Origin of the sequence: Rhizomicrobium sp. (assembly GCA_037200385.1) — a bacterium.
In the GTDB taxonomy this organism is placed as follows: domain Bacteria; phylum Pseudomonadota; class Alphaproteobacteria; order Micropepsales; family Micropepsaceae; genus Rhizomicrobium.
Genome location: JBBCGL010000001.1, coordinates 3143727 through 3154127 on the forward strand (window position 1 = coordinate 3143727; position 10401 = coordinate 3154127).

The window sequence follows — 10401 nt, forward strand, 5'->3', positions numbered from 1 at the left end:
GTGGCGGATGCGTCCAGCCACGTTGCGTCATGGGGAGTTTGTCGATGTCGAACCAGGAAGGTCCAGCGCGGCTGGGCCGGCGCGCCGTGGTGGTGGGCGCGGGCATGGGCGGGATGATGGCCGCCGAAGTCCTTTCGCGCTTCTTCGAAGAGATCGTCGTCCTCGACAAGGACGTGCTGCCCGCAGCGGCGGACCCGCGGCGCGACGTGCCGCAGGGCGCGCATGCCCATGCCCTGATGATCCAGGGCCGCCGCAACCTCGAGAAGATCTTTCCGGGCCTGACCTCCGAGCTGATTGACCGGGGCGCCGTGTGCTCGCGCGCCGGCTCCGAACTCTGCATCCGCGACGAGGGCGGCTGGCAGACGCGCCGCGACCTGCACCTGCTGCAGCTGACGATGTCGCGGCCCCTGCTGGAAGGCGCGGTGCGCGATTTCCTGCGGCGCAACCCGCGCGTGACGATCCGCGACGCCACGCCGGTCGAAGGCTGGAGGTTCGAAGGAGACCGGTTGTCGGGCGTGACGGTGCGCGGCGCGCGCGGGGACGAGGCCATCGCCGCGGATCTCGTGATCGACGCCACCGGGCGCAGCGGCAACCCGCAATCCTGGCTCGAGGCCGGCGGCTTCGCGCCCGTGGAGGAAACGCGGCTCGAGATCGGGACCGGCTACGCCTCGGCGATCTTCAGGAAGCCGCCGGGCTGGCAGAGCGCGGTCGACAGCATGGTGATCTTCGACAAGAACCCCGACACGCGCGCCGGCTTCATCTTCTCCATCGAGAACGAGCACTGGATCGCCAGCCTGATCGGCCGCTTCGAGCAGCAGCCGCCCGGCGACCCGGAGAAGTTCCTCGCCTTCGCGAAGGATCTTTGCGAGCCGGATCTCTACAACTGGATTTCGCAGGGCGAACGGATCACACCGATCAAGGTCTACAAGGCGCCGGTCTCGCGCTGGCGGCACTACGAAAGGCTGACGCGGTTTCCGGACCGCATCCTGCCGGTCGGCGACGCCTATGCGCACGTCAATCCGGTCTATGGCCAGGGGATGACGCTGGCCTCGATCCACGTCCTGACGCTGTGGGATCTGCTCGCGCAACGGGCCGCGACCGGAGGCGTCCTCGACGGACTGGCGCGGCCCTATTTCGAGCGCGTCCACGCCTTCACGAAAGGCGTGTGGGAAGGTCTCGAGAACCTCGATTACGGCTACGCCTGCACCAAGGGCGACAGGCCGGCCGACATCGACATGCGGATGGCGTTCACCCGCGCGCTGCGGAAACTGACCGACGACGACCCCGAACTGCACGCGCTGTTCATCGGCATCGCCAACCTCATTCACCCGGTCGAGGCGGCAATGCGGCCCGACATCGTCGGTCGCGTGATGACGCTTCTGGCGGCGGAAGCGGCCGGCTAAGCTCGTCATTCCCGGTTTACCGCGGGCAGGCGCCGCGACGTCAGGGCGAGGAAAGCGGACCCGCATCGCGCTCGCCCTGCCTGCGGCCCGTCCCGGCGCGGCCGACCAACGCGAACCGGTCGCGCAGCATCAGCACGGCGTTCTCGCAATGGCCAAGCACGCGGTTCTCGGCAATCGACCGAAGCCGCCCTTCATCGTCCGGAGCCTCTTCGGCGTGGATGAAGACTTCGAGGATATGACATCCGGTCATGAGTTGCGCGAGCATGATCCCCGCCGAAGCGATCTGCGCCGACCGTCCGTCGAGCTCGGCACCGCCGGACCAGCCCATCGCCAGGACAAGGTCGCAACGATCCTCGTCCACCAACCGCTTCGCTTCGACCGCGAGATCCTTGAAGCCGGGAACGGTCACACGGACGCACTCGATATCGTTCCCGGCCGACCTGGCCTCGTCCAGGTATTTGAGGGCCATGCCCCCCATGTCGACCCGCGCAAAGCTCGTATCGACAATTCCCAGTTTCCTTGCCACCGAACACTCCATCGTCAACCGCGTTCGCCAGGCGCTTGCGAACCGATGATTTCACTCTGCGCAATCTGGATGTCGAAGCCCGCGAGGCCGGCGTAGTCGAGCCGGTGCGTGGTGAGGAGCTTGATCGCGCCCAGCCCCAGGTCTTTCAAAATCTGCGCCCCAATCCCCACCTCGCGCCATTGCTTCTCCCGCTTGGCTTCGCTGCGATGCGTGCCCTTGGATCCATCCGCGGGCGAATCCGCCCATGCCGGTGCAGCGACGCCCGACGCGCCTTCGCGCAAATAGACAAGGACGCCGCCGCCTTCGGATTTCATGATCTGCAACGCGGAGGAAATGAGATTGGGCGTGCCGCGCTGCCCGAAGACATCGGAAATCAGTTCCTGACGGTGAATGCGCACCGGGACGGGCTTGCCGGTTTCGATGTCGCCGAACACCAGAGCGAGATGCTGTACGGTGTCGAAGGCCGTGGCATAGGCGATCGCCTTCGCCGTCCCGATTTCCGTGGCGATCTCGAATTCCGAAATGCGCCTGACCAGCTTCTCGCGCGCCCGCCGATAGGCGATCAGGTCGGCAATCGATACAATGGCCAGCTTGTGCTCCCTGGCGAAGGCGACGAGCTGCGGCAGCCGCTTGAGCGTGCCGTCGTCATTCACGAGCTCGCCCAGAAGACCGACCGGCGGCAGGCCCGCAAGACGCGCGAGGTCCGTCGTCGCTTCCGTATGGCCCGAGCGCATGAGCACGCCACCGTCCTCGGAGATCAGCGGGAAGACGTGGCCGGGGCGCACGAAATCGCCCGCCACCACATTGCCGTTTGCCAGGGCACGGACGGTATTCGTCCGCTCCGTTGCGGAAACGCCGGTCGTCAGCCCTTCCCGGTAGTCCACGGAGATCGTAAAGGCCGTCTGCAGCGGCGCGCTGTTTTCGCGCACCATGGGTTCCAGTTGAAGGTGTTGCGCGCGCTCCCGCGTGAGCGGCGCGCACAAGATGCCGCTCGTGTGGCGGATCATGAAGGCGACCTGTTCCGTGGTGACCTTCGAAGCCGCGACGACCAGATCGCCTTCGTTCTCCCGATCGTCGTCATCGACGACGACAACGATCTCGCCACGCGCGATGGCCCGGATCGCGTCGTCCACGTTGTCGAGCTTCATAAGTCCCCCTGTTGCGTTCTTCGGTGAGCGATAGGAATTGAGGTCGCTCAAGCTGACGCGCCGGTGCTTTCCCGCCTTGCGATGCGGAATGGCGCCCGATTCGAGCAATTTCACCAGGTGCGGCCGTGAGACGCCCAGGAGCTCTGCGGCCTGCTGCGTGGTCAGGCTCGCCTCGAGCGGCGTAACGGCGACGACGTTGCCGCGCGCCATCTGGCTGAGCGTCTCAAGCAGGACCTCGAAAGCCGCTTCGGGCAAAGCCGCGGACTTGTGGGAGGCGAGGGAAACCTTTGCCGGTCCGCCGCGGGCCTGCTCAAGGACGCGCTTGGCGGCCTGCGCCATCGCGACCTCGGACTTGGTCGGACTTTCCCCATATCGGGCCATTTACAACCGGTATTTTTCGTTTGTATCGTATGCATGATATTCGAAATATCCGAAACAAGCAACTCCGGAGGGCCAGTGGCAAGCATCAGGATCGATATTCCCGCGGAACAGCCTCCGACGATTGCAGAGATCGTCGCGATTCCGATCTCGCGCATCGGCAGCACGGTCCGGTTTTGCAGCTTCACAGGGCTGGACGAACAGAAAGAGCACCTGCTGCTCATCGTCGGAGAACCCGACCGGTCGGCGGCGCCCCTGGTGCGCGTGCATTCCGAATGTCTGACGGGAGATCTGTTCGGGTCTCTGCGCTGCGATTGCGGTCAACAGCTGACGGGCGCCTTGGAGCTCATGTCTTCCGAGGGCGGCTTCCTCGTCTACTTGCGCCAAGAGGGACGCGGAATCGGCCTCTACAAAAAACTGGCCGCATACCGCTTGCAGGATGAAGGCTTCGATACATTCGAGGCGAACCGAGAACTCGGCCTCCCGGCGGACTTGCGAGACTATTCCGCGGCGGCCGCCATGCTGCGCGCCGCAGGGGTGACGGAAATACGCCTGATCACCGACAACCCGGACAAGATCGGGCAATTGGAGGATTGCGGCATTGTCGTGCGCGAGCGCGTGACGACACCCGCTTACCTCACGCCCTATAACGGCGGATACATCGCGGCGAAGCGAAATGCCTGGACGTCCAAACCATGACCTCCGCTATCGGAGGTAAGGTCGTTCGGCAGTACCCGAAAAGGCCGCCGGCGCGTCCTGCGCGTGGTGAAGATGAGCGGACAGACGATCGTCCTGGCGGACCACAACGAAGCCGGCGCCTTGAAGGCGCGCGATGCCGACAAGGACGATCCGTTCAAATATTTTTCGAAATCGGCGGGCGCGTCGAAGGACTGCAGGCTGCGCAAGGTCGGCGTCGACGAGATCGGCCGGCTGACCGATCCCGGCGCGCGCGACGCAAAAGGCCCCTGATGCCGCCGCGCGTCATCGAGATCGCCAGCGACGGCCGCCACCTCGCGGTGTCGCGCGGCTTCATGACGGTCTCGACGGCGGGCAGCGAAGTCGGCCGCGTGCCGTTGGACGACATCGGCGTGCTGCTCTGCCACGCGCACGGGCTCACCTATTCCAACAATCTCCTGCTCGAGCTGTCGCAGCGCGGCACAGCGGTGGTGCTGTGCGGCGCCAATCATATGCCAAGCGCCTGGGTGTGGCCGCTCGACGGCCATCACGTCCAGGCGTTGCGCATGCGTCACCAGCTCGCCGCCGACGAACCGCTCAAGAAGCGGCTGTGGCAGGCGCTCGTCCGCGCGAAGATCCTGCAGCAGGGGGCGGTGCTGGCGCGCATGGGCAGGCCGGACGGCGCGTTCGACCTCCTCGCGCGCAGGGTACGCTCGGGCGATCCGGAGAACATGGAAGCGCAGGCCGCGCGTCGCTACTGGCCGCTCCTGATGGGCGGCGAATTCCGCAGCCGCGCCGCGAAGGCGCGGCGGCGGATGCGTAACCGGCCGTGCTGACGGGTTATCGCCTGATGTGGATGATGGTGATCTTCGACCTTCCGGTGGGCACGAAACGCGAGCGTCGCGCCGCCACGAAGTTTCGCAACTTCCTGCTGGATCAGGGTTTCTCGATGAGCCAGTTCTCGGTCTATATGCGGTTCTGTGGCGGCAAAGACCAAGCCGAGGCCTATGCGAAGCGGCTCGAACGCTCGCTGCCGAAGACAGGGCTGGTGCAGATCCTCAATTTCACCGACAAGCAGTACGAGACGATTGTCTCGTTCGACGGCCGCGCCAGGGCGGCCAAGAACGAAAATCCGCAGCAATATGAGATGTTCTGAGGCGAAGGCAAAAGAACGTACCGGAAAAGATGTGCCGGTAATCTGTTATCAATCAACAGCTTACCGGCAGATCGAGGTTAGCCGATAGGAAATCGCGCGCCAGCCAATTGAGCGCGAAGGGAGGCCTTGTGCCGCGCGCTATTCGATACCATTCAGCAATGCCTCGCGGATATCCGGCGCCGCCTGAAAGGTAGAGGAGCACAGCGCAGAACGCGCCGCTCCCCGAAATCCCATTCGATGCTCCGGCAAAATCGAGCGCATGCGAGAGCAGGCTGCGCAGCGCATCAGGCCTTCGATATCAGCAGGTCGCGCCTCGCCGCGCCGGCGGCACCGCGCCGCAGGATTCGCGTATGACGAGCTCCGTCGACAAGACGGCGTCCTCGGCGTGCTCGCCCCGCATGAGCTTGATGAGCGTATCGACCAGCATCTCGCCGGCACGGCGGGTGTCCTGACGAATCGTCGTCAACGCCGGACTCACGATGCTGGCGGCGGAGATGTCGTCGAACCCGACCACCGAGACATCCTTCGGCACGTCGATGCCGTTCTTCTTCAGAGCCGAGAGCGCGCCGATGGCGATCATGTCGCTGGCCGCGAAGATCGCATCGAAGGTCTCGCCGCGCGACAGGATTTCCCGCGCGGCATTCTCGCCGGAGGGAATGGAGCTGAGGGCGTCGGCCTGAAGCGGTGGCACGACATCGAGCCCCGCCGCCCGCAGCGCGTCGGTATAGCCGCGGTGGCGACCGGAGAACTCCGGATAGCGCGGGGACGCGTAACCCAGAAAAGCGATCCGCCGGCGCCCGAGCGAGATCAGATGTTGGGTCGCCTGGATCCCGCTCTGGTAGTCGTCGCAGCCGACGGAAGGGCCGGGATGGCCGTCGAGCGCTGCGCCGTAATGCACGAACTTGGTGCCGAGCTCGGCCAGCTGCTCCAGCTGCGCGCGATAGGCGAGGAAGTCGTCATAGCCGAGAAGGATGATGCCATCGGCCTTGCGCGCGTCCTCATAGTCGGTGCGCCAATTGCTCGACATATGCTGCAGGGAGATCAGGAGATCGTATCCCCGCATCGCGCAGGACTGCGAGATGGAGCCGAGCATCGACAGGAAGAAGGGGCTGATAAGCGACACCGCGGAACTGTGATCCTCGAAAAACAGGATCGCGATCGTCCGAGCGTGCTGGCCGCGCAGATTGGAGGCGTTCTTGTCGACCTTGTAGCCGAGATCCTTGGCGATCAGCGCGATGCGGCGCCGCGTGATATCGCTGATCGTCGGGTCGCCGCGAAGCGCCCGTGAGACCGTGGGCTGGGAAACACCCGCGCGCCGCGCAATGTCGAATGAGGTCGGCCGCAGCGGCACGCCCGCGCTGGACAAGGCGGTGCGCTCCTTTTCCCCCATGGTTCCCCGCGGCTCCATCGTCAAACCGTTACGATCTTGCCACAAGAACAGGCAGGTTGCATCCGTCTTCTACAAGAAGATCGAGGTGCCGCCGGCAGGCAAAGAAATGGAGCCGCCGCGGGGAGTGTCGCAGCAGCTCCAAGGCTTCGGGCATCAGTATTTCACGCGGATCGCGACCTGGAACAGACGACCGCTCTGGCTCCACGCCGTATCGAGCAGCTTGGGCTTGGCGCCGGGCGACAGGGAGGTATCGCCGAGCACCTGCTGCTCGAACACGATCGGGGTATCGAGCAGGTTCGAGGCGTCGAACGACATCTGCACATGCTCGTCCAAATCGTAACGGAACGACGCGTCGAGGAAACCGGCGCTCTTCTCGTACATCGGCACGCCGGTGCAGCAATCGAGATTGTCGGTCAGGAAGGTCGAGCGCCAGTTGTAGGCCAGGCGGATGCTGTAATCCTGCTTCTCGTAGAGCGCCACGATGTTGTAGGAGTCGTCCGAGATGCCGGCCAGGCGATGCGAGTCGATGACCGCGTTGTCGACCTGCAGACCGCCGCCGAAGCCGATCGTACTACCAGCGATGTAGCCCGGCTCGACCGCCAGGTTGGAGTTGTGGATGCCGGATTCGTGGGTGTGGGTGTAGTTGAGCTGCGTGCCGAGCCCGTCGAACGGCGCCGGCAGGAAGTCAAAGAAGGTCTGGAAGTTCGCTTCGAGACCCCAGAGCTCGCCGCCATCCTTGTTGTTGACCGGGCCCATCACATAGACCGTCTGGGTCGAGCCGTTGTTGGTGAAATTCCGCGCGGCCTCGCCATAGGAGATGGTGTTGCTCAGCTTCTTGAGGAACAGGTCCGTCGAGAACAGGCTCGACTTGTTGAAGTAGTATTCATAGGAGGCGTCGTAACTCCACGCGGTCTCGGGCTTCAGCGTCGGATTGCCCGAGCTTGCGGTGAAGACGAAGTTGTAGCCCGTGACGTTGGCCGGGATGTGCGCCGCCGTCGGCGAGTTGTAGATGACGTATTGCGATGTGCTGCTGACGTCGATGGCCGGCGGCGTGATCTGAACGAAGTTGCGCAGATAGCCGAAGTCCGGACGCGACATCCCTTCGGACACCGCGAAACGCAGGATCTGCTCGTCGTTCAGCTCGAACTTGAGGTTGGCGCTCGGCAACAAATTGTAGTTGGTCTTGCCGTAGGACGACAGCCCCGATGCCGCGTTGCTGAAATTCTGCAGCGACGGCGAAAGCCAGCAGGTGATGTTGGTGACGTTGGTGCCGCCCACCGGCGTTGCGCAGGGCGCGCCCGCCGCCGCCGTGTTGTACCAGGACGACGTCGGATAAGAGATGCCGCCCGAGCTGGTCAGGTCGGTCTGGACGAAGCGCACGCCGACATTGCCCGACACCGCGATGTCGAAGAACTTCAGATCTTCGCCACCGAAATCGACCATGGCGTACGCCGCCGCGGTCTTCTCGCTCACGTCGAGCAGCTCTGACGGCTCAAAGCAGCCGGCGGTATCCTGGGGACGGTCGCAGATCGGCGTCCAGCCCAGCGATGAGCCGGTGGCTTTCCCGCCGAGCGCCTGAGCGACCTTGCCCCAGTCCTCCAGCGTGCTGTTGTTCAGGAAGTACATCGGCCCGGTGTTGAGGACCTTGCCGTTGTAGAAGCCGTTGAAGCTGTCGGTCGTCCAGATCCCCGAACCATAGCCTTGGAACTGCGTCGTCCCGTTGTAGCCGGAGCAGCCCGCCGGATAGGCCGCGGCCGAGGTGTTGGCGAGGCTGAAGCTCGGACCGTTGCACATATATGTGCCGACGACCCCATTCCAGTTATAGGCCGAGTAACGCACCAGTTGATCGCGCACCGCATAGCGCGCGCCGACCCTGATCGCTTCCAGCCAGCCGTTCTCAGGCCGGTAGTCGACATCACCGCGGATCGCCAGCTCCTTGGCGCCGTTGTCTTCCATGTGGTCCTGGATGAAGTCGCTGTAGTAGTTCGCGAGGTTGCCCTGGAAGCCGGGCGCGTAGTTGATGTTGTCGCCGGGCAGGACCTTGATCGAAGGCGGGCCGTCACCGTCGCGCTCGTACTGGGCGTTCACCTGGATGTCGTCGGCCACCAGCATGTCGTTGTTGCTGGTCTTGGCGCCGACATAGGAGCCGTCGAAGGCGACGCGCAGCTGGTCGGTCGGATTCCACTGCGCGTTGAGCGAGTAGTTCCGCGTCGCCTCGGAGTGGTCGAACACACGCGCCTGGTCTTCGAGCTGCGGGCCGACGGTCGGCGCGCCGTTGAAGCTCGACGTGACGCAGCCGCCACCGCCGCAATAGGGCACATAAGGCACGCCGGGAACGGCCGAAGCGTCGTTGGCCGCCTGTGCCGTGCTGCCAGCCCAGGACGCCGCCCATGCCGATCCGTAGTACTGGTTGGCGAGGACGCCCGACTTCAGCGTCCCGTTGGGATTGAAGGCGAAGTTCGGCGTCCCCGCGGCAGGCACGACCGTCGCCGCGTTCAGCGGATCGAAGCCCGGCGCGGCCCACAGGCTGAAGAAATCGAAGTTGGCGCTGTGCTCCAGCCAGGCATTGCGATAGGCGAATTCGTTGTACTGCGCGGTGACGATGAAGTCCTCCGACGGGTCGGAGTACTGGAAAGCCACCGACTCGCCTTCGCGCTTGCGGTTGTAGTTGACCCTCGAATAGTTCACCTCGTCCGGCAGATACTGCCAGCCCGAGCCGCCATAGGGCGAAGCCGTGCAGGGGATGGAGCCGTCCGAATTCACGATCGCCATGCCGCCCGACATATCGCCGGCCGAGCAGAACGTGCCGGTGCGCATCATCACGACCGAGTTGGTCTGCGTCACGACATGGGAGTTCGAATAGCCGACCAGGACGCCGAACTTGCCGATCGTGGTGTCGAAATTCTTGGCGCCGATGATCGAGTAGTCGAACGTCCCGTCGTCGGAGCGGTCGTTGTAGTTGCCCTTCACCGACAGCGCCAAGGTGTGGTCGTCGAAATCGAACGGCAGGCGCGTGCGCAAATTGACCGAGCCGGCGATGCCGCCCTCGATCAGATCCGCGGTCTGGTTCTTGTAGGTGTCGATGCCCTGCATCATCTCGGGCGAGACGTCGTTGAAGTTCAAGCCGCGATCGGCGTCGGCCGAGAAGCTGTCGCGCCCGTTGAGCTCGGTGCGGACCTGGGTGAGGCCGCGGACCAGCACGGAGGTCGGCTCGCCCGAGGGATGGGTCGTGTCGTCGCTCGATTGCAGGCGCGACACCGTGATGCCGGGCACGCGCTGCAGCGCGTCGGAGACCGACTTGTCCGGGAACACGCCGATGTCCTGCGCGTCGATGGAATCGACGATCGTGTCGGCGTTCCGCTTGACCTGTATCGCGTTCTCGAGCGAGGCGCGAACGCCGGTCACGACGACGGTCTCGACCTGGCCGGTCCCGCTGCCATTGCCGTTGCCATTGCTGCTGTTCGGCGCGGTTTGCGCCTGGGCCGCACCGGCCGCCGCGAACAGCGCCAGCGCCACAAGCGATACGCCGCTTCTCAGCAGCGCCGCACGCCCCATACGATCATTGCACATTTCAAACGACCTCCCCGGATTCTATCGTTATATGTCGCCGGTCGAGCCGGCTTTGACTTCGTGGTGAGCGCATGGCTCGGCTGACTTGAGACTTGCCCCCTCTGCTCACCCGCCTTGCCGAAGCGATCCCTCATCGCGGTCGGTGCAAAGCACGG

Annotated in this window: 9 protein-coding genes; 5 read left to right on the top strand and 4 right to left on the bottom strand. The window is 64.5% G+C overall.

The features are described 5' to 3' along the window. Positions 1-44 precede the first annotated feature (44 nt). A complete protein-coding gene (locus WDM91_14835) occupies positions 45-1403 on the top strand; it encodes an FAD-dependent monooxygenase (GenBank protein MEI9995870.1) in 1359 nt (452 codons plus the stop codon). Between the two features lie 40 nt (positions 1404-1443). Here the strand turns inward: WDM91_14835 and ribC are convergent, their stop codons facing one another. Together ribC and ribB are read right to left on the bottom strand one after the other, a co-directional pair. Then, a complete protein-coding gene (gene ribC / locus WDM91_14840; GenBank protein ID MEI9995871.1) occupies positions 1444-1929 on the bottom strand; it encodes a riboflavin synthase in 486 nt (161 codons plus the stop codon). Between the two features lie 14 nt (positions 1930-1943). Then, positions 1944-3416 (bottom strand): 3,4-dihydroxy-2-butanone-4-phosphate synthase, encoded by a 1473-nt coding sequence (gene ribB / locus WDM91_14845; GenBank protein MEI9995872.1) that lies wholly within the window; start codon positions 3414-3416, stop codon positions 1944-1946. Between the two features lie 117 nt (positions 3417-3533). Between ribB and ribA the strand changes: the two genes are divergently transcribed. The 4 genes from ribA to cas2 all read left to right on the top strand — a co-directional run bounded on the left by ribA (position 3534) and on the right by cas2 (position 5286). After that, a complete protein-coding gene (ribA, locus tag WDM91_14850) occupies positions 3534-4154 on the top strand; it encodes a GTP cyclohydrolase II RibA (protein ID MEI9995873.1) in 621 nt (206 codons plus the stop codon). 72 nt (positions 4155-4226) lie between these two features. Beyond that, a complete protein-coding gene (locus WDM91_14855; GenBank protein ID MEI9995874.1) occupies positions 4227-4424 on the top strand; it encodes a hypothetical protein in 198 nt (65 codons plus the stop codon). Then, positions 4424-4966: a CRISPR-associated endonuclease Cas1 gene (locus tag WDM91_14860; GenBank protein MEI9995875.1), complete on the top strand. Its 543-nt coding sequence runs from the start codon at positions 4424-4426 to the stop codon at positions 4964-4966. Before WDM91_14855 ends, WDM91_14860 begins: the two co-directional genes overlap by 1 nt. Next, entirely contained in the window at positions 4960-5286 is a 327-nt protein-coding gene (gene cas2, locus WDM91_14865) for a CRISPR-associated endonuclease Cas2 (protein MEI9995876.1), read from the top strand. The genes WDM91_14860 and cas2 overlap by 7 nt, the downstream gene beginning before the upstream one ends. Before the next feature lie 298 nt (positions 5287-5584). Here cas2 and WDM91_14870 read toward each other — a convergent pair whose 3' ends face one another. Both WDM91_14870 and WDM91_14875 read right to left on the bottom strand, forming a co-directional pair. Continuing rightward, complete coding sequence (locus WDM91_14870; protein ID MEI9995877.1) at positions 5585-6652, bottom strand: LacI family DNA-binding transcriptional regulator; 1068 nt, start codon at positions 6650-6652, stop codon at positions 5585-5587. 177 nt (positions 6653-6829) lie between these two features. Then, positions 6830-10246, bottom strand: coding sequence for a TonB-dependent receptor (locus WDM91_14875; GenBank protein ID MEI9995878.1), 3417 nt, complete (start codon positions 10244-10246; stop codon positions 6830-6832). Between the last annotated feature and the right edge of the window lie 155 nt (positions 10247-10401).